Genomic DNA, 18,817 nt, shown 5'->3' on the forward strand with positions numbered 1-18,817 from the left:
GCCTAAACCTTACTGACCGCGTCTTTCAAGCCCTTGCCGGCTTTGAAAGAGGGTAATTTAGATGCAGCAATGGTAATGGCTTCGCCCGTTTGTGGATTCCGACCGGTACGCTCGGCCCGTTCTTTCACTTCAAAGGTGCCAAAGCCCACCAATGCTACGGAATCGCCTGCTTTTAATGCGGCTTGGATGGTATGGGTAACCCCCTCCAATGCGCGGCCGGCATCGGCTTTGGTCAGGTTGGCGTGGCTGGCGATAGCGTCGATAAGGTCAGATTTATTCATATGATTTATGTGTTGAACTGAAATTAAAATCGGTGGTTAACAAAGTAAATAGCCGGCTAAGTTTAGGCTTTAACCCACTTAGCTGCTAATATTTCTATATTTGACTAATACCCCATCATAACCGTTAGGCATTTAATCGGGAAACAGCTAAATGGACAGGGACAACAAACGCGATACGATCATGACCGAAGCAGATACCAGTCGCGAATTTGTTACCCCAAAATTGATTGATGCAGGCTGGTCTATCTCGCCCCATTCAATCGGCGAACAACGCACCTTCACAAACGGCCGGATCTTTGTCACTGGCGGCAAAGTACGTCGCGGTCAACAAAAGCGTGCCGATTATCTGCTTTACTACCGGCGCGATTTCCCTCTGGCCGTCGTCGAAGTCAAAAGTGTTAACCTCCCTGTCGAAACCGGCGTCCAGCAAGCCCGCGAATATGCCGAAATCCTGGGCCTGAAATTCGCCTACGCCACCAATGGTCGGCATATCATCGAAATCGATTACACAACTGGCACCGAACGGCTTGTCACGCAATATCCTAGCCCAAATGAGCTATGGCAGCGTTTAACGGCGTCGACGTCCTTATCCGAATCGGCCGGCAATCATTTACTGGAACCCTTTAATCTGGTTTCCGGCAAAACCCCGCGTTACTACCAGGTCATTGCCATTAATCGCATCATCGAAGCTATCCTGTTAGGACAAAAGCGCATCCTGGCGACACTGGCAACCGGTACCGGAAAAACCTGCGTGGCGTTTCAATTGTGCTGGAAGTTGTGGAATAGCCGCTGGACAAATTCGCCGGGAGCGAATTTGGACGCACATAGTGCGCCCGAAGGGAGCGCGGCAGGGACGGCGCGCATCAGCAGAACTGGCGAATATCGACGACCCAAGATTCTGTTTCTGGCCGACCGCAATATCTTGGTCGATGATCCCATGGCCAAGATGTTTGCGCCGTTCGGCGATGCCCGCTTCAAAATCTCCGGCAACGATGTCAGCCGGGGCCGGGAAATGTATTTCGGCATTTATCAGGCACTGACCAATCCAGCCAGCGACATATTTCGCCAATACCGGCCGGATTTTTTCGACTTGATCATCATCGACGAATGTCATCGAGGCTCCAGTCGCGACGACAGCAGTTGGCGGGCGGTGTTGGATTATTTCCAACCGGCGGTTCAAGTCGGCATGACCGCCACACCGTTACGCGAAGACTCGCGCGATACTTATCAGTACTTTGGTAATCCGGTCTACACCTACAGCCTGCGCCAGGGCATCGAAGACGGCTTTCTGGCTCCTTACCGGGTACATCGCGTGATTACCACCGTCGATGCCGCAGGCTGGCGACCATCCAAAGATGAACTCGACCGCTACGGAAGAGCGGTACCGGATGACGAATATCAAACCAAGGACTTCGAGCGCGTGATTGCCTTACGCGCAAGAACTCGTGCCATGGCCAAACATCTGACGGACTTTTTGAAAGGCACCGACCGTTTCGCCAAAACTTTGATATTTTGCGTTGATCAGGAGCACGCCTCGGAAATGCGCCAGGAACTGCTCAACCTCAATAGCGATTTGGTCAAACAATACCCCGATTACGTCTGCCGGGTTACTGCCGATGAGGGCGCCATTGGTCTGACTCATCTGGCCCATTTTCAGGATGTCGACAAACCCACGCCCGCCATCCTGACGACCTCGCAATTGTTGACGACCGGCGTCGATGCCGAAATGGTGAAAAACGTGGTGTTGGCACGCGTGGTCGGTTCGCGCTCGGAATTCAAACAAATCGTCGGCCGTGGTACCCGCCTGAAGGTCGATTACGGCAAGGAATACTTCAACATCATTGATTTCACCGGCACCGCAACCCGGCATTTCGCCGATCCGGATTTTGACGGCGATCCAGCGCGTATCGAAGAAGTCATCATCGATGAAGCAGGCGAAATTGTCGATAGCACGATCGAGATCATCGACAACGAAGTCCAGGAAACATCCGGCGAATACCAGTCAGAAGATGACAATCCTGCTGGCGGCGAAGGTGAAATCATCACCGATCCGCCCCAGGAGCCGCGTAAATTCTATGTCGATGGTGGCACCGTCGAAGTCATCGGCCATCTGGTCTACGATCTGGATACCGACGGCAAGAAACTGCAAGTCGTGCGCTACACCGAATACTCCGGCCGCGCGGTACGTTCACTTTATCCGGGCAGTCAGGAATTTCAGCGCGACTGGGCCAACCCGGATACCCGTAGCGACTTGCTACGCGAACTCACCGAACGTGGCATCAGCTTCGAAGAACTCGCTGCGTCGTCCGACTTGCCGGATGCCGATCCCTTCGATCTGCTCTGCCATCTGGCCTGGAATGCGCCTTTGTTGACCCGCCGGCAACGTGCCGAACAAGCCCGTAAATCGGCGCAAAATCTGTTTAGTCAGCACAACGAGACGGCCCGAGAAATCCTCGCGCTGATGCTGGATAAATACATCGAGCGCGGCATCAGCCAATTCAACGCCTTATCCGAATTGATGAAAGTCCAGCCGTTTGAACAATACGGCACCCCCACGGAAATCGCCAACCGACATTTCGGCGGCATTCAGGGCCTGAAAGCGGCTGTGTCTCAATTACAGTCCGCCATCTACCAATAATTATTCATTCTTTGCATGGCCAAACCTAAAAAAACCAAACCCATATTAACCACCGCACAACAACTGTCCGCATTGATCAAATCGGCGCGCGACATCCTGCGCAAAGACAAAGGCTTGAACGGCGACGTCGATCGTTTACCACTGCTTACCTGGGTGATGTTTCTGAAATTCCTCGACGACCTCGAAATCCTGCACGAACAGGAAGCCGAGCTGGACGGCAAACGCTATCAGTCCATCGTCGAATCGCCTTATCGCTGGCGGGATTGGGCGGCACGGGAAGATGGCGTCACCGGCGAAGAATTATTGTCCTTCATCAACCAGGACGAAACCATCCGTCCCGACGGCCAACGCGGCAAAGGCTTGTTTGCCTATCTGCGCGGCTTAGCTGGCGAAGGCGAAAAAGGCAGTCAGCGCGAAGTCATCGCCAACGTGTTCAAAGGCGTGCAAAACCGCATGGTCAGCGGATTTTTGCTGCGTGACATCATCAACAAGATCAACGGCATTCATTTCAACAGCAGCGAGGAGATTCACACCCTGTCGCACCTGTACGAATCGATGTTGCGGGAAATGCGCGATGCGGCCGGCGATTCCGGCGAGTTCTATACCCCGCGGCCGGTAGTACGTTTCATGGTACAAGTCACCGACCCCAAACTCGGCGAAACCGTACTCGACCCAGCCAGCGGTACCGGCGGGTTTCTGGTGGAATCTTATGACCATTTACTGAAACAAGTCGTCACGCCCGAAGATCGCCGAAAACTCCAGCGTGAAAGCCTATTCGGCCAGGAAGCCAAACCGCTGCCGTATATGCTGGTGCAGATGAACTTACTGCTGCACGGTTTGGAAGCCCCGCAAATCGCTTACGGCAACACTTTGGAACGCCGCGTCACCGAAATCGGCCATAGCGAACGTGTCGATGTGATTCTGACCAATCCACCGTTCGGCGGCGAGGAAGAAGCCGGCATCAAAGCCAATTTTCCGGCCAACATGCAAACCGCCGAAACCGCGTTGCTGTTCCTGCAATTTATCATGCGTAAACTGCGCTACGCGGGCTTTGGCGCAGAACGTGGCGGCCGTGCCGCCGTGGTTGTGCCCAACGGCACTTTATTTGGCGATGGCGTGTGCGCCACCATCAAGGAAGAGCTGCTGAAAGAATTCAACCTGCATACCATCGTGCGATTGCCGCAAGGCGTGTTCGCGCCCTACACCGACATTCCGGCCAATTTGCTGTTTTTCGAGCGCGGCGGCCCCACCGAAACCATTTGGTATTACGAACAACCGTTACCGGAAGGCCGCAAGAAATACAGCAAAACCGCACCCTTGCAATTCGAGGAACTGGAACCGGCCTTAAACTGGTGGCACAACCGCGAGGAAACCCCGCAAGCCTGGAAAGTCGACTTTGCCGGCAAACGCGCGGAAGCTCTAGCTACAGCCGAACCCCACTGGCAACGGGCTGAAAGTGAACGCGCCGCCACGCTGGCCTTGGGTAAACAGATTCGCGAATTGGAGCAAGCCGTATCCGCCGCCGGCAACGGCGACAAAGCCGCCTTGCAACCCCAGCTGCGCGACCTGAAAGCCAAACAACAAGCCCACGAAACGGCCGCCAAAGCCGCGCAAAGCGAAGGCGATGCGTTGTACTGGCCAATTTATAATCTTGATCAAAAGAATCCCCATGCCAAGTCTGGCCTGGAACACGCCGACCCCAAAGACCTGATTGCCAGCATGCGCAGCCACGAAACCGAAGTGATGCGCTTATTGGGCGAGATCGAAACCTTGGTACATGAGGTGGAACAATGAGCGAATCCCGTCATTTGCCCAGCGCTTACGGCGACATCCATACCGACATCGTCCAACTACTGGAAAACGCTCGCCGCGCCGCCGCCCGTAGCGTCAATGCCTTGATGACCGCCAGTTATTGGGAAATTGGCCGCCGCATCGTCGAATTCGAACAAGGTGGTGAAGATCGCGCCGCGTATGGCGAGGCATTAACTCAACGTCTTGCACTGGATTTGACTAACCGTTTTGGCCGAGGGTTTAGCATTCGTAACCTCCAGCAAATGCGGGCGTTTTATCTGGCCTGGCCATTGGAACAAATATGCCAGACTGTGTCTGGCATATTGGCGCGAAATACGCAGACACTGTCTGCGCCATCTTACGCTCCATCAATTCTGCAGACACTGTCTGCAGAATCTTCTTCAACGCCAATTATCCAGACAGCGTCTGGACAATTACTCACTTTCGCAACCTTAGCCGAAGCCTTCCCGCTGCCCTGGTCGGCTTACGTGCGCTTGCTTTCGGTCAAAAAATCGGAAGCGCGCGGCTTTTACGAAACCGAAGCCCTGCGTTGCGGCTGGTCAGTGCGGCAACTGGATCGGCAGATCAACAGCCAGTTTTACGAGCGCACCGCATTATCCAAAAACAAAGTGGCGATGCTGGAACAAGCGGAACACACCGAACAGGATGACGTTATCACGCCGGAACAAGCCATCAAGGATCCGTTCGTGCTGGAATTCCTCAACCTGAAAGACCAATACTCGGAATCCGATCTCGAAGACGCGCTGATCCAGCATTTAGCCGACTTTCTGCTGGAATTAGGCGACGACTTTGCCTTTGTCGGGCGCCAGCGCCGCTTGCGGCTCGACGATACCTGGTTTCGCATCGACTTGCTGTTTTTCCATCGCCGCCTGAAATGCCTGGTGGTGATCGATCTCAAGGTCGGCAAGTTCAGCTATGCCGACGCCGGCCAGATGCATCTTTACCTGAATTACGCCCGCGAACACTGGATGAAGCCCGGCGAAAACCCGCCGGTGGGATTGATACTCTGCGCCGCCAAAGGCGCCGCGGAAGCGCATTACGCCTTGGACAACCTGCCGAACAAGGTACTGGCCGCCGAATATCAAACCGTGCTGCCGGATGAAAAGCTGTTGGCGGAGGAATTGGAGCGGTCGCGGATTGAATTGGAGACACGGCGGTTGGTCGGCTCGAAAAATGAAGGTGAAGCATGAGTCGGTGGCCATCGGTCGAACTTGGCGAGGTATTACATACTCAAATTGATGCTGTTGAAAGTGCTGAACTGGAAACGGTCAATCTTGCTGGTGTTTACGGTTTTGCCAGAGGCCTATTCAAACGAGAACCTATTTCTCCACTGGACACAACCTATAAACGCTTTCACCGCTTGAATGCTGGGGATTTTGTTATCAGTTCGCCCAAGGCCTGGGAAGGCGCTATTGCTCGAATCCCAGAAGAATTTGATGGATGGTTTTTATCGCCTGTATTTCCAACTTTTAGAGCGAATCCGGATCGGCTCAATACTCGTTACCTCGATTGGTATTGCAAAAGAGAAGCAGTTTGGGCACAACTACAGGGAAAAGCCAAAGGCATGGGCGCGCGACGTGAGTCGGTATCGCCAGCTCAGTTTTTGAGCCTGAATATTCCATTGCCTACAATTGACGAACAACAGTGCATCGTTGCCCGCCTAGATCAATTGGCGGACAAAGTACGGCAAGTCAAAGAACATCTGGATGCTGCTGAAAATGATGCTTTTCGGCTGTTGATCTCGATGGCAACCCGTCGTGATCTATCTGATGAACAACGTAAGTCAATGGGTTGGAAAGAAACTGCTATTGGCGATTTCGCTAAGCTAGCCCTATCTCCGGTTACCGTAGACGCCAATGAAAACTACCCCAATATAGGTATCTACAGTTTTGCCAAGGGATTATTCGAGAAACCTCCAATCGAAGGCAGCCGCACCAGTGCAAAAACGCTTTATAAAATAAGAAATGGTCAGTTTATCTATAGCCGTCTCTTCGCATTTGAGGGTGGATACGCATTGGTACCACCTGAATTCGATGGCTACTTTGTTTCGAATGAATTTCCTACATTTGATATTGACCTGGAAAAAGCAACAACCAAGTTTTTAATCACTTTGTTTCTGACCGAACAGGATTGGCAAGAGCTTGCGATGTCGAGTAAGGGTGTAGGTGATAGGAGACTTCGCATCCAACCAGAAAAAATATTGCATCGAAAAATATGGTTGCCGCCACTCAAGGAACAAAAACGGATTGAAAAAATGTTCGACGCTTACCAAGCACTCAAGGACAAACATGCAGCAATCCGCGAAGCTAATCAAGCTCTGATTCCAGCCACGCTGGAACGGGTATTTCAATAATCCAGCCATAATCGCAGCATTAAATTTAGGGAGAAATAATGGCACGAGAAGTCGTCACGAAGCGCGTATACCTGAAACAGGCTGTTTTTCTTGATAAGAAGGATGCGCCGACCATTCAAGAAAAACTGGAATTGGCGTTAAAGAAACTTCATCGGATGGGCGATCGAAAAGAGGTATTGGGCGAGGATAACCGGCACGTTCGCTCGATCATTTATCACCGCACCCACGCCAACATGCTTTTCGGCATTTTCGCTTCGTATGAGCGAGGTACGCAGCAAATGATAGTTGCCGAAGACGATGATGCCGAAACCTTGACTATCGAGCAAGTTGCTCCGCCAAAAGGCGATGACAATAAGCGTCGTGAGTTCCTGGAAGGTGTTTGTTATTTCGGGCTATTTGGCAATCATGTCCTCGTTGTTCAGTCCAACGCACTCGGCTCCAAACAGATTGAAACCCATTGTAATTGGTTGTTGAAGCAAGCCAAGGTTGTGGCAGACGGCAACGCGGTCAGCTTGTCTGATCAAATATCAGCGGCAACCAAAGAACGGATACGCAATGCTCATGTAAAGGAAGTGGAAATCGGCGCGCCATTTATTGAAGCTGAGGCTGCCCCGCCGAGCACAAACAAAGAACTCGTCGAAGATACTGCTTTCAATTTCAAGGGTATTGGCTTGGAAATGGTTCGGCAGATTTTGGGCGATCGATTAGACTCGATGAAACTGGCGGATGCTCTGGACGGCAACATTGAAGTGAGTTTGCGGATTCGATACAAAAGAAAAACCACCGAAAAGGCACATGAATTATTGGACAATATGGCATTGGCCATGCGCCATATCGACGGAGACCAAGTAAAATTACATTTGGTTGGTGGTGGTCAGGTCGATGGCAATCAATTGAAACTATCATCGACACTTCGAATTGAGGCACGGGACGGCATACCGAGCTATAACGAGTTGTTTCAAAAAATGCAGCAATGGTTGCTGGATCAACTTGATAAAAAAGTTGTTGAGCCATGAGCCAAGCATCGCGTCGGAATCCAAGTCTGTTTCGAACCCTATTCTCGGGCGGAGTTTGTATTGCCGCGGGTGCCAGTTTTGGATTTTGGATTACTGGTCTATTGCCAGATCAGACGCTGGTTTCCTTTTTAAAATATTCGACGATTTTGCTTGGCATCGTTTGGGCATTTTCAATGATTGTCTATAACAAGCTTTACGACTTAACCGAGTTGGCCGCTATCGATTACAAGCAACACCGAGGATTAGAGTCGGCAATACGCCTTAGGCTGCAATGGTTTTGGTTTCGCGCGGTTGTTTTAGGGATATGCAGCTTGGTAATAAACACACCCATGTTTATGAAAGATGGTGGGTTAACGATAACACCAACTATTTTTTCAATCGCTTTTGGCACTCTGATGCTTTCCCTTTTTCTGTTGCGCCGGGTCTGGCTCGAACTGGAAGACATACGTGAACTAAGGTCGGAAGTTAAAGAAATTGAACGACGCGAGAAAAAACGCACCGACCAAGTTCAAGCGTTAAAAGAAGGGGTGAAAAACTGGGAGGATGATCCTCGATTAACAAATCCTAGTCTCCAATCCAAAACTGATGGTGACTCAGACCGTGGACACTAGACGATAGAAATCATCGCTCTAGTGCCGCTTTAAATTCTCGTCAACGGCTTGGAATATGCTCAATCAGCATCAACAACCACTTATAGATTGGCATCAATTCGAAAACTCAAATATCAATCTTTGTCGGGGTGCAATAATCTGGTCTTTATCATGGATGGTGTTGGGTGATTTGCGTCTAGCACCGTTTTCTGAAATGACTTCTACTTGCTTATAATCAATTAAACAACCAATGGCTTCCCTATAAATTTCAGCCGAAGCTGCAGAATTGTTACAGGTGGTTGCAAATAATTCACCAAAGGAAATGCCTTCGTCACGTGCATAGACCAAGTGCGGTATGTCATGAGAAAGTGCATCAATACTGGCTTCCTGAGCAGGATCATCAAAACAAAAATCCAACTCCATTTGTCCCGTATAAGCACTATCTCTTTCGGGGATATAACCAACTATCTGAAACATGTCCAAGCCTGGACTGCCATAATGGATGAAATAGTTATTTTTTTGCCAATGAATTTGAGTCATCACATCCCGTGCTCGGTGATGTTGCGACAAATGCACTAACCAATAATCGCCATGACCACCAGATGAGCGAATGAAGAACGGAGTGTAATAACGCGCTCCACAATTCTGGACTAGCTCTTGATATAAACAACTTTGAATAAAAAAACGCCAATCCTTTTCAGAGCGCTTAATATCAGCGATAGAACGACCTCTGAGGGCATTCGGAATACCCGCTTTATTGAGTAAGTTTTTGGTCAACTGCCCGTCATTTGCATAATTGATAAAGGAGTCAACATTAAAATTTAGAATAACTTCTGAACCGGGTAGTGACGTCAGGATTTTTCTTATGTGGTCGGTAGGTACATCTGAATATCCGTATTGATCGAGTAGAAAAATAGCTCTTTTAGAACGTGTACTTTTTTTGCTTACAAATTCGATAATGCTATTTGCCTGAGAATCAAAGGTTGCTTGATGAATGAATATGGATTTTCCAATTAAACTCTCATAGCCTTTGTCAATTAATACCCTATTTAAACAGACACAGGCACTTTTATCGCTATCGATAAAAAAGTAGTCAATTTTAAAAACAATTTTTTTACGGCGCTCGCGATTTATTAAGAATTCAGCCTCTTTAATAGCATCCAGCATAATAATGGGAGAGCCATAAACAAGCTGGTTTGTAGTGCTGTGCTTATAAATGCCACCGCCTGAAAAGCCATCAACTAGTGTTAATTTGAGCTCTTCTTGGTAAGGGGTTGAAATTAACGTTTGTACATAATTAACCAAATATGATCGCAATATTTCATGTTTGGCTAAGCTGTGTTGATCTATGTCAGCCGGTGAGTCAGGGTTCCACTCATAGTGTTTTTTCGCCATTCTAGTCCTTATAAATTGAAAGGCATTTCGTTAAAAATGCGTCCATTTAGCATGCGGCCATTTGCCTTTTTCGCCCGCTTTTTCCCGTCAACACCCCAACCACCCCACTGTTTGAAGAAAAAGGCGGCCCCTACGCTATCAGCTTGCTGTTTTACATTTACGACCCACTCCGGTTTCATAAAACGCGCTTTTGGACCGGACTCGCCCCCTACTATGACCCAATGAATTCCGGTCAGATCAATTTCGCCTAAATCCTCAAGTAGAGGCTCAACTGATAGAAAACGCGTCTTTGCATTGACCCGCCGTAAATAATCAATACGTGGCACACCATATTGCTGATCTTCAACCGACACACCTAACCAGACATTGTCTGGGCACAAGCGATTTCTGAAATATTCAGGTAATCGTTCGGCGCGCTTTGTAAGAATTTGATAGGTGTGTTGCGGTGTTTGTTGAATGACTGAAAACACCTGATCCAGAAATTGATCAGGAATGCCTTCATGAAACAAATCACTCATCGAATTTACAAAATATAGTGTTGGTTTCTTACGGCGTACAGGCTGAGTAAGCCTCTCAGGTAAAATGGATAATTGGAACCCATTCTCATATCCGTTTGCTTTCATAGCTTGCAGTCTGCCTGCCATGATTTCAGCATAGCAGTGTTTACAACCCGGTGAAATCTTCGTGCAACCCGTTGTGGGATTCCACGTTTGTTCTGTCCATTCGATTTGTGATTTAGCTGCCATAAGAAAACCTCCGCTGTAATTATATAGTTAAGGTTAGCGATTTATCGATTCGTGCAACCCGATAACTAAAGGAATCGGCTCAGATAGCCATCACACGGTTAGCTTATACCCCCTAATCAATTCTCAAAAATCAGCGCCGTCAGGGATATTTTCGGTGTTCCGCGCTTCTGGCTCCGACATCAAACCTGACTCTTCCCTAGCGAACTTAACTTCCTCCCCATACCCCTGCTCATAAGCCGCCTGGTGTGCATGCCGTTCCATCGTCACAATTTTATTCGCCAGCCGTTGCAAGCGCTGCTGCCACTGGTAACGGGCCTCGATGCAATGTTTGTTGGAGATGACCTGGCACAGCCACAAGGTATCCATCACGATCATCAATTGGTCCAATAAACGAATCAACTCGACGAATTGCGCAATCTGCGGCGAGGCAATCTTGGCCATAAATTCCCTGGGGTGCGTGTAAGTCGGCGTTTCGCTGATGCCATTGTCGGCCTTGAGTTTTTCCAGCCTTATCATTTCCTGCTGCAGTTGCTCCGCGCATTCAGCAATCATCTGACTGACGAGGCTTTCAATTTCATCGACGGTTTCCTCCCGGCCGATGATGCGCAGGATTACGTCGATCGCGTACAAGGACACCATCAAACGGTGATAGCTGTTGCGAATCACCCGAATGGCTTGTTCGCTGTTGATGCTAAACGTGCGTTCAAATATCGGCCGACTGATGGCGCGACGCGAGGATGGTTTAGGCTGTGGAGCTGCTTCGGACATGACCGTTTCCTGATGTGGACGAATGGTTCATGATCGTATGCCAAATTCTTTCAAGCCTTTCCGCAGACGACGGCGAATTCGTCATCAGCTGCAAGAACACTTCAAAAAATCTCTGCTTCAATACCCGCCAACGGAACCGGTTGCCCTTCAGCCTTCCGCTTCTTCCCAGACTTTCTCGGCTGATCTTTCATGATCGCCTTGATCCGACTTCGGTCGGCGTTCCGTTTTTGAGCGGCGACGGTGGTTGTCCATCGGCGTGTCAGGTGCGTCAAGCCTGATGTGACTATTGATTGTGTTTACCCTGCCGGGCGTCTCGATTCCCAGCAGGGATTTGGCGCTCCGGCATGCCCATCGCCGCGCCGCTGGGTATTGTTATCGTTGAGTCGGGCGCGGCCGACAGGAGGAATGTCATCATGGCCAATCGCGGCGTGAACAAAGTCATCTTGCTGGGCCGGCTCGGCGCCGATCCGGATGTTCGCTTTATGCCCAATAACGGCGGCAAAGTCGTCGCTGTCCGTTTGGCAACCAGTGAAGTCTGGAACGATCCTAAAAACGGCAAGCAGGAGCGAACCGAATGGCATCGGGTGGTGTTTTTCAAAAAACTGGCCGATACCGCCGAGCAGTATTTGCACAAAGGCAGCCAGATCTACATCGAAGGCCGTTTGCGTACCCAGCAATGGGGCCAAGCAGGCGATAAACGGTACCGTACCGAAATCGCCGCCTTTGAATTGCAGATGCTGGATCGCCCAAATGCATTGGCAGCCGCCAACGGTTCGTTATCATCGCCTGCGGCCCCTGAGGACGCCGATTGGGATGACGATTACAGCGATATGCCCATCCATTAAATCCCGGCTCGCCAATTATTGGCGTTCGTTGGTTTAACGATTACACCACCGACCCTTTTCAGGTTTCGGTATTTCAACCCACTGGGGAACTCCATTCCCCGGCGGGCGATGGCGTTCCCTTTTTTATTGAAGGAGACCCACCATGAGCCAAAACAACCGCAACACCTTACCCAAAACCCGTGACTTGCCGATGCCAACTGTTGTTCAGCAAAGCTACGGTCTGTCGGAGCAATCCTGGAAAGTATTAACCGAAGTTACCTTTCCGACCGCCAAAACTCCGGAAGCCATTCTGATGGCGCTGGATTATTGCAAGGCCCGCAAGCTCGACATCTTTAAAAAGCCGGTGCATATCGTGCCGATGTGGAGTGCCGCTTTGGGCCGCAATGTCGAGACCGTCTGGCCGTCCATCATGGAAATCCAGACCACCGCATCCAGAACTGGTGTTTGGGCAGGCATGGACCGTCCCGTGTGGGGCCCCGATGTCACCAAAACCTTTACCGGACGTTACAAGGACGACAACGAGCAATGGCAAGAATCCAGCGTCACCGTGACCTTTCCCGAATGGGTGGCGGTTACTGTGTACCGGATCGTCGGCGGCAAACGTTGCGCCTTTACCGAGGAAGTCTACTGGCTGGAGGCTTATAGCACGGCCGGTGGTAAAAACTCGCAAGTGCCGACCGCGATGTGGATCAAACGCCCCAAGGGGCAATTATCCAAATGCGGTAAAGCAGCATCGCTCAGGGCTGCTTTTCCGGAGGAATGCGGTTATGCCGCCGAGGAGATGGATGGCAAAGCGTTAGATGACATTACTGACGGTAACGTGATCGATGGCAGTGCCACTGTTGTGAATGAGGCGGCTGGCAATGACGATGATGTGGTTGGCTCATCTAGCGTTGATGCACAGCGCGTAATCGACTTGTCGCAAATCCATCCCAAGGTGCAAAAAGCCGTGGCGGAACTGGTTAGACGTACAACAGCGGCTGGTGCCTGGAAAGCGGCCTACGACTATGCCAATCAGAAGTTCAAAGGCATCGATCTGACCTTTGCGTTGGCCGAGTTGGACAAGGTATCGGAGGTTGAACCCAGGACCACACCGGCATTGGGTCAAACTGAAGCTACCGTCATGCCGCCATTGTCACCGAAAGAGATGGCCATGAATCAAGCTCGTCAAACTTTGGGTTCCAGCAGTTAGTCATTTTGCCGCACAGGGCTATCCCGTTGCTTAATCGGGCAATCGGCTAGGCTGTTTTTATTCTGACGTTTGCTGGTTTTCAGCGGCCGTCACTTCAATTACCACCCCTTCAGGGCGTCATGATTCGCCCGTGTGGGGATTCATGATGCTCTGATTTTCTTATAAGGAGAGAGATCATGACTGCTATCGATCAATCATTGAACCGCGTGCCCTGTCATACCGACTGGCAACGTTACGATTCACCCACCGTGTTACGCCGTCACGGCCGTGGCTTTCTGGAACGCCTGTGGCGCCCCCAGTCCAGCGAACCGAATCCGCAGCCCTTGAGCCGACCGGAACTGACGACACTGGCCGAGAGTTTTGGCGGTGTCTGTTTACCGGCGCAAGACGAACTGCTGTTGCTGTTCGGCGATGGCCATTGGGCCCGGCGTTGCCAAACCCAATTGCACAAGCTCGGCATCGAGACGGTGCGCTTCGGTTGCCATGTGCAGTTGACCGGATTCTCGCGATGAAGGTCGTCGACGTTTCGCAACGTTCCACTCCATGGCGGCAGTGGCGCTTACAAGGCGTCAGTGCCAGCGAAGCGGCGGTCATCATGAATCGTTCGCCGTACAAAACTCCTTGGAGGTTGTGGGCGGAGAAGATCGGCCTGGTACTGGAAGCCAGTCTGGACAACAACCCGTTGATCCGCGCCGGCATCCGGCAAGAGCCCGAGGCTTTGCAACGCTTCGAGGATAAACACGCTCTGATGTTATTGCCGCTGTGCGGCGAGTCGGAGCAGTTCCCCTTGATGCGCGCCTCGTTCGACGGCTTATCCGAAACGAATGAACCCGTGGAAATCAAATGTCCACACGAGACCACGTTTCTGGATGTGCTGTTGAATCGGGAAGCTTCGGCAGCCTATCAGTTGTATTGGTGCCAAGTGCAACAGCAACTGCTGGTCGCCGATGCCGAGTTCGGGTTTTTGTTTTTCTACCACCAAGGCCAGGACGTCGAGTTCGAGATTCAGCGCGATGAGACGTTTCTCACCGAGCTGGTCGAAACGGCGATGGATTTCTGGTCGGCGGTCAAATCGAAAAAGGAACCGAACAAGGATCCCGAACGCGATTTGTATTTGCCCAAAGGTCATGCGGAGCAGCAATGGCAACAACTGGCGGCCACGTATCGGCAGCGGGCATTGACGATCTTGGATATCAAAAGCCAACTCAACCAGTTAGAGGACGAGCAGTCGCGCATTGAAGATACATTGGTTACCTTGATGGGCGATTCCGTGGCCGCGGAGCATTCCGGGTTACGCATCAGCCGTTTTCAAAGCCAGGGCGCCATCGATTACAAGGCGGCACTTCAGGCTCTGCAACCGGATGTTCAGGCTTCGGCGCTGGAAGTCTATCGAAAACCGTCGGCTACGCGAGTTCGCGTGACCTGCCGGGACGACGACGGTAAACATGCCGAAGTGCCGTTCGACGCGCAGGCCTTGAAAGACCTGGTAGACATGGACTTTTGGTTTTGAGTTTTGATGGTTCGTTTCACAACATCCTGTAATCCTGGTGGTTACAGGATGTTCATTCATTGACGGCATGATCGAATTAGATCGGGCACGTCGGTTTTAGGCTGAGCTTTGTCGCAAAGTCCAACCCAAAACCCGCATCGTTCAGGTATTCCCTTCGTGGAATCCCGAATCCGGTTTCGACCGGCGTTCCGTTGTTAAGCGGCATGAGCATTTGCCTCGTGTGCCAGGTGCGTCAAGCCTGGTGTTTTGTTTGTCCCGTTGGGGTTCATCACCCTTGCGGGAGCCGGTGACCCCTTTTATCGATTGAAGGAGGTCATTATGAATCAAGACTTTTGGAAAACCTTGCACGGCTGGTTGAACGTTGCTCATAGCAACGACATCCAGGCCAAAAAACGTTTACTGCTGGAGATGCACCGTCAGCTCTCGGACCCAGGTTTGAGAAGCGACATTCAGCGCATCGTGCGTTTGATGGATCGGGAGCTGTTGGCCCGCGCCGAATGGGCGATGTACTGCGTGATGCAGTTGCGTTAATTGCTTTATCTACCCTGGCTTGCCAGGATTTTAATCACCCGTTGGGGCTCATCACCCCACGGGGTCGGTGCGCCCCTTGTCATTTGAGGCTAGTCCTCGAGGAGCTCACCATGTATCAATCCTATTCCATTGCCGACACCTTCGGCATTCAGGCACCGGCTTCCATGAAAGTGGAAGGCTTTGTTCCGGCAAATAACCTCTATGTACCGGCTATTAAGCCGTATGTGTTTCGTAAGGATCACTTGCGGGATGTATTGGCGTTTTTAGGCGCGCATAACGGCGATGGCTTATACCTGACCGGACCGACCGGTTCAGGAAAAACCTCATTGTTGGAACAAGTTGCGGCACGTCTCAATTGGGGTGTGCATTCGGTCACCGGTCACGGCCGGCTGGAACTGAACGATCTGCTGGGCCAGTACATGCTGGTCGACGGCGGCTCGATGAAGTGGATCGACGGCCCGTTGACTCTGGCAGTCCGCCTGGGCCATGTGTTGTTGATCAACGAAATCGATGCCATCGATCCCGCGGAGTTGATCGGCCTGAATGAAATCGTCGAAGGCAAGCCGTTGACGATTCCGCAGACCGGCGATGTGATTGCCGCGCACCCCAAATTTCGTTTGGTCGCCACCGGTAATAGTGCCGGCAGCGGCGATCAATCGGGTTTGTACCAGGGTGTGTTACGGCAAAACCTGGCGTTTCTCGATCGTTTTAGATTGATGGAAGTCGGTTATCCCGAACCCGAAGACGAAATGAAACTGTTGGCCGATGTGGTGCCGACCATGCCGGAATCGGTACGGGAAAGCATGATTAAAGTCGCCAATCAGATTCGTAAAGTCTTCATCGGCGGTGCGGATGGCGGCGGCATGTTGTCGGTGACCTTATCTACGCGCGGCTTAGTGCGTTGGGCATCCTTGGTCGCCACGTTTAAAAGCGCGCCGAATGCCTTGGCCTATTCCTTGGACCGGGCCTTGACCTTCCGTGCCGAACCCGCCGAACGCGAAGCGATTCATCGCATCGCCAAGGATGTGTTCGGGGACGATTGGGCGGTGTAGTCATGGCCGTGTGGAGTTTGTTCCGCTATCGCAATAGTGATGGTAATTCCAAGGACTGGGCCGTCACTACGAATGCCGACGGTTCGATCTCGACCCGTTGGGGCAAGACAGCTTCTCGTCTGCCGAGCATCAACACGCGAACCGGGATTCGCCAGCACGATATCGAACAGCAAAAACAGGCCAAGGGCTATGTATTTGTCGGCGAAGTCGAGATCGATGCCGACGGTAACATCCGCTTACCCCGAACGGTACCGATAACGGCTACCTCGTCCATACCGCCCCAGGCGGTCGCGGTCGACAAGCTGTATTGGCATGTCGATTGTCGCGCCGGGCGTAATACCATGCTTGAGTTGGGTAGCGCGTTGCGGCGTTGGTTGGCCGATCTGGAAGCCTGGTCTCAGGCTCAAGGACTTGCCGTAAGTGACTGGTCCGGTTGGCAGCGGTTGATCGATGCCAGTCTGGGCGAGGAAGCCTTCGATCTCAGCGGTCAAATCGACCTCGAACACGGGGTATTGCCTTGGCTGTGGTTGATGGCCTTGAAGCATGCGGCCTTTCCCGGTGTTTCGGTGGGTATTGCCACCGAAAGCGGCCGTGATGTGTCGGCAGACCTGAAAGCTGAAGCGGACGTTTTGGCGTTGTTCGAGACCGACATCGAAGTGCTTAGGCCGTTGGCGGAAAGTTTGGGGCTATTGAAACCCCGACTTGATCTGGCGTTGGCCATGGCCGATCAAACCGATCACTGGTTTTGATCAGCTGAGGTTCCGACCATTGATTCCTGCAGCGAACTGTTCGCTGCAGTTTTTTAACATTCACCCGGAAGGGGCCATTTGCCCCCACGGGGTCAGTGAGCCTACTTCCCAAGGAGGCACACATGACACAAACGCAACTCATTTTAGATCAAGTGGTCTTGATCAAGGTCGACGCCACGATTTACGGCGCGCGTAAGAAGCTCAACAAGGAGGATCTGGTACTGGCCGACGGTAGCAAGTTGCCGCCGGAGGATTTGGCCAGTTTGGGCTCGAAGCGCTTGCTCGATCCGGACCGTCTATCGGTATTCAACCGGTTGAAAAAAGAAGCCGAACGCATTTGCTTGCGCGTCGGCACCCGGTTTCTCGGTGGCTTCATCGTACCGGTCTCGGCAGCGGCGCAAGTCACAGCGGAACTGGATCGGATCGCCGGGGATTTTGCCCAGGCCAGGTCCGAATTTCTGGATGGCTATGATGCCGCAGTACAAGACTGGATGGTCAAACATCCGGGATTTGCCGGCATCATCGAAAAAGCCATCGACTCGGTGGCCTTGGTCGCCACCCGCCTGGCGTTCGATTATCTGGTGGTGTCAGTCGCTTTACCCGAACAGATGCCAAAGCAAGAGGTCGAACGCCTGGAAAGCAAAATCGGTTCGTTAAGCGAGCAGATGTTCCATGAAATAGCGGTGGATGCCAACTTGCTGGTCGAACAATCGTTACTCGGCAAGGAACAAGTCACCCGCAACGCGCTCAGGCCGATCAAACGCATCCGCGACAAGCTCGATGGCTTGTGTTTTCTGGATCATCGGGTAGCGCCGGTGGTGGCGACCATTGACGACTTGCTCGGCAAAATTCCGACTCGGGGCTCGATCGAAGGTAGTCTGTTGCAGGAAATCCTCGCCACAGCCATGTTGCTGGCCGATCCGGATAAAACCCGGCGACACGGTGAAGGCTTGTTGGCAACGCAAGCGCCGGCAGTCCAGACCGATGCTGATGTTGAGGTTGAGGTTGAAGAAACCCTCGATCAAGCGGAAGCCGAAACATCCGAGCCGCCAGCATGTCTGCCACCCGTCATCGCAGAGACCGTTGCACCCGATCCAGATTTTACGGATCTGTTTGACGGCATATTTGACGATGATCTGGAAGCGGAATCGACATCCGATGACTGGGCTTTGGAAGTCTTGCTAGATAAACATCAGTCTGAGCGGAAAACCGGACATGATGCCGATCAATCGCATGATTCGGAACACGCGGCGGCACCGGCAACGGTGACGGCTAGCGGCGATGAGGAAGCGGACGATTCCGACCAGGATTACTGGTTCTGATCTGACGCCATTTAACT

The 18,817-nt window shown here is 51.7% G+C and carries 18 protein-coding genes; 14 read left to right on the forward strand and 4 right to left on the reverse strand.

Annotated elements, in window-relative coordinates; all coding sequences use genetic code 11:
* Positions 1-2: 2 nt before the first annotated feature.
* The gene (locus ACW73I_RS07085) at positions 3-290 is read right to left on the reverse strand and encodes an HU family DNA-binding protein (RefSeq protein WP_458028606.1); all 288 of its coding nucleotides are present in this window, start codon (positions 288-290) and stop codon (positions 3-5) included.
* Positions 291-432: 142 nt separating this feature from the next.
* Between ACW73I_RS07085 and hsdR the strand changes: the two genes are divergently transcribed.
* The 6 genes from hsdR to ACW73I_RS07115 all read left to right on the forward strand — a co-directional run bounded on the left by hsdR (position 433) and on the right by ACW73I_RS07115 (position 8,711).
* Entirely contained in the window at positions 433-2,919 is a 2,487-nt protein-coding gene (hsdR, locus tag ACW73I_RS07090) for an EcoAI/FtnUII family type I restriction enzme subunit R (protein ID WP_458028539.1), read from the forward strand.
* A gap of 15 nt (positions 2,920-2,934) precedes the next feature.
* Positions 2,935-4,713, forward strand: a complete 1,779-nt coding sequence (locus ACW73I_RS07095) for an N-6 DNA methylase (protein ID WP_458028540.1) — start codon at positions 2,935-2,937, stop codon at positions 4,711-4,713.
* The gene (locus ACW73I_RS07100; RefSeq protein ID WP_458028541.1) at positions 4,710-5,921 is read left to right on the forward strand and encodes a PDDEXK nuclease domain-containing protein; all 1,212 of its coding nucleotides are present in this window, start codon (positions 4,710-4,712) and stop codon (positions 5,919-5,921) included. The genes ACW73I_RS07095 and ACW73I_RS07100 overlap by 4 nt, the downstream gene beginning before the upstream one ends.
* Positions 5,918-7,084 (forward strand): restriction endonuclease subunit S, encoded by a 1,167-nt coding sequence (locus tag ACW73I_RS07105; protein WP_458028542.1) that lies wholly within the window; start codon positions 5,918-5,920, stop codon positions 7,082-7,084. The genes ACW73I_RS07100 and ACW73I_RS07105 overlap by 4 nt, the downstream gene beginning before the upstream one ends.
* 278 nt (positions 7,085-7,362) lie before the next feature.
* Positions 7,363-8,100 carry a hypothetical protein gene (locus ACW73I_RS07110; RefSeq protein WP_458028543.1) on the forward strand — a complete coding sequence of 246 codons (738 nt, stop codon included), beginning with the start codon at positions 7,363-7,365 and terminating at the stop codon, positions 8,098-8,100.
* Positions 8,097-8,711, forward strand: a complete 615-nt coding sequence (locus ACW73I_RS07115) for a hypothetical protein (protein WP_458028544.1) — start codon at positions 8,097-8,099, stop codon at positions 8,709-8,711. The genes ACW73I_RS07110 and ACW73I_RS07115 overlap by 4 nt, the downstream gene beginning before the upstream one ends.
* A gap of 93 nt (positions 8,712-8,804) precedes the next feature.
* Here the strand turns inward: ACW73I_RS07115 and ACW73I_RS07120 are convergent, their stop codons facing one another.
* The 3 genes from ACW73I_RS07120 to ACW73I_RS07130 all read right to left on the reverse strand — a co-directional run bounded on the left by ACW73I_RS07120 (position 8,805) and on the right by ACW73I_RS07130 (position 11,599).
* On the reverse strand, positions 8,805-10,085 hold the full coding sequence (locus tag ACW73I_RS07120) for a three-Cys-motif partner protein TcmP (RefSeq protein ID WP_458028545.1): 1,281 nt from the start codon (positions 10,083-10,085) through the stop codon (positions 8,805-8,807).
* 8 nt (positions 10,086-10,093) lie between these two features.
* Positions 10,094-10,831 carry a DUF5131 family protein gene (locus ACW73I_RS07125; protein WP_458028546.1) on the reverse strand — a complete coding sequence of 246 codons (738 nt, stop codon included), beginning with the start codon at positions 10,829-10,831 and terminating at the stop codon, positions 10,094-10,096.
* A 123-nt stretch (positions 10,832-10,954) separates the two neighbouring features.
* Positions 10,955-11,599 carry a hypothetical protein gene (locus ACW73I_RS07130; RefSeq protein ID WP_458028547.1) on the reverse strand — a complete coding sequence of 215 codons (645 nt, stop codon included), beginning with the start codon at positions 11,597-11,599 and terminating at the stop codon, positions 10,955-10,957.
* A gap of 344 nt (positions 11,600-11,943) precedes the next feature.
* Here ACW73I_RS07130 and ssb point away from each other — a divergent pair, with 344 nt between their 5' ends.
* The 8 genes from ssb to ACW73I_RS07170 all read left to right on the forward strand — a co-directional run bounded on the left by ssb (position 11,944) and on the right by ACW73I_RS07170 (position 18,800).
* Positions 11,944-12,444 (forward strand): single-stranded DNA-binding protein, encoded by a 501-nt coding sequence (gene ssb, locus ACW73I_RS07135; protein WP_458028548.1) that lies wholly within the window; start codon positions 11,944-11,946, stop codon positions 12,442-12,444.
* 142 nt (positions 12,445-12,586) lie between these two features.
* On the forward strand, positions 12,587-13,636 hold the full coding sequence (gene bet, locus ACW73I_RS07140; protein WP_458028549.1) for a phage recombination protein Bet: 1,050 nt from the start codon (positions 12,587-12,589) through the stop codon (positions 13,634-13,636).
* A 176-nt stretch (positions 13,637-13,812) separates the two neighbouring features.
* Entirely contained in the window at positions 13,813-14,148 is a 336-nt protein-coding gene (locus tag ACW73I_RS07145) for a hypothetical protein (RefSeq protein ID WP_458028550.1), read from the forward strand.
* A complete protein-coding gene (locus ACW73I_RS07150; protein WP_458028551.1) occupies positions 14,145-15,146 on the forward strand; it encodes a YqaJ viral recombinase family nuclease in 1,002 nt (333 codons plus the stop codon). Before ACW73I_RS07145 ends, ACW73I_RS07150 begins: the two co-directional genes overlap by 4 nt.
* A 318-nt stretch (positions 15,147-15,464) precedes the next feature.
* Complete coding sequence (locus tag ACW73I_RS07155; RefSeq protein WP_458028552.1) at positions 15,465-15,677, forward strand: hypothetical protein; 213 nt, start codon at positions 15,465-15,467, stop codon at positions 15,675-15,677.
* Positions 15,678-15,787: 110 nt separating this feature from the next.
* Positions 15,788-16,729, forward strand: a complete 942-nt coding sequence (locus ACW73I_RS07160; RefSeq protein ID WP_458028553.1) for an AAA family ATPase — start codon at positions 15,788-15,790, stop codon at positions 16,727-16,729.
* Between the two features lie 2 nt (positions 16,730-16,731).
* Positions 16,732-17,478, forward strand: coding sequence for a hypothetical protein (locus ACW73I_RS07165; RefSeq protein ID WP_458028554.1), 747 nt, complete (start codon positions 16,732-16,734; stop codon positions 17,476-17,478).
* Positions 17,479-17,600: 122 nt separating this feature from the next.
* Positions 17,601-18,800, forward strand: coding sequence for a DUF3150 domain-containing protein (locus ACW73I_RS07170; RefSeq protein ID WP_458028555.1), 1,200 nt, complete (start codon positions 17,601-17,603; stop codon positions 18,798-18,800).
* Positions 18,801-18,817: the final 17 nt, after the last annotated feature.

The organism is Methylomonas sp. MgM2 (assembly GCF_054172045.1).

Coding starts and splice junctions, on each gene's coding strand:
- ACW73I_RS07120 (WP_458028545.1), bottom strand. CDS start 10,085: ATGGCGAAAAAACACTATGAGTGGAACCCTGACTCACCGGCTGACATA.
- ACW73I_RS07160 (WP_458028553.1), top strand. CDS start 15,788: ATGTATCAATCCTATTCCATTGCCGACACCTTCGGCATTCAGGCACCG.
- ACW73I_RS07110 (WP_458028543.1), top strand. CDS start 7,363: ATGATAGTTGCCGAAGACGATGATGCCGAAACCTTGACTATCGAGCAA.
- ACW73I_RS07105 (WP_458028542.1), top strand. CDS start 5,918: ATGAGTCGGTGGCCATCGGTCGAACTTGGCGAGGTATTACATACTCAA.
- bet (WP_458028549.1), top strand. CDS start 12,587: ATGAGCCAAAACAACCGCAACACCTTACCCAAAACCCGTGACTTGCCG.
- ACW73I_RS07150 (WP_458028551.1), top strand. CDS start 14,145: ATGAAGGTCGTCGACGTTTCGCAACGTTCCACTCCATGGCGGCAGTGG.
- hsdR (WP_458028539.1), top strand. CDS start 433: ATGGACAGGGACAACAAACGCGATACGATCATGACCGAAGCAGATACC.
- ACW73I_RS07125 (WP_458028546.1), bottom strand. CDS start 10,831: ATGGCAGCTAAATCACAAATCGAATGGACAGAACAAACGTGGAATCCC.
- ACW73I_RS07155 (WP_458028552.1), top strand. CDS start 15,465: ATGAATCAAGACTTTTGGAAAACCTTGCACGGCTGGTTGAACGTTGCT.
- ACW73I_RS07170 (WP_458028555.1), top strand. CDS start 17,601: ATGACACAAACGCAACTCATTTTAGATCAAGTGGTCTTGATCAAGGTC.
- ACW73I_RS07115 (WP_458028544.1), top strand. CDS start 8,097: ATGAGCCAAGCATCGCGTCGGAATCCAAGTCTGTTTCGAACCCTATTC.
- ssb (WP_458028548.1), top strand. CDS start 11,944: ATGCCCATCGCCGCGCCGCTGGGTATTGTTATCGTTGAGTCGGGCGCG.
- ACW73I_RS07130 (WP_458028547.1), bottom strand. CDS start 11,599: ATGTCCGAAGCAGCTCCACAGCCTAAACCATCCTCGCGTCGCGCCATC.
- ACW73I_RS07095 (WP_458028540.1), top strand. CDS start 2,935: ATGGCCAAACCTAAAAAAACCAAACCCATATTAACCACCGCACAACAA.
- ACW73I_RS07145 (WP_458028550.1), top strand. CDS start 13,813: ATGACTGCTATCGATCAATCATTGAACCGCGTGCCCTGTCATACCGAC.
- ACW73I_RS07165 (WP_458028554.1), top strand. CDS start 16,732: ATGGCCGTGTGGAGTTTGTTCCGCTATCGCAATAGTGATGGTAATTCC.
- ACW73I_RS07100 (WP_458028541.1), top strand. CDS start 4,710: ATGAGCGAATCCCGTCATTTGCCCAGCGCTTACGGCGACATCCATACC.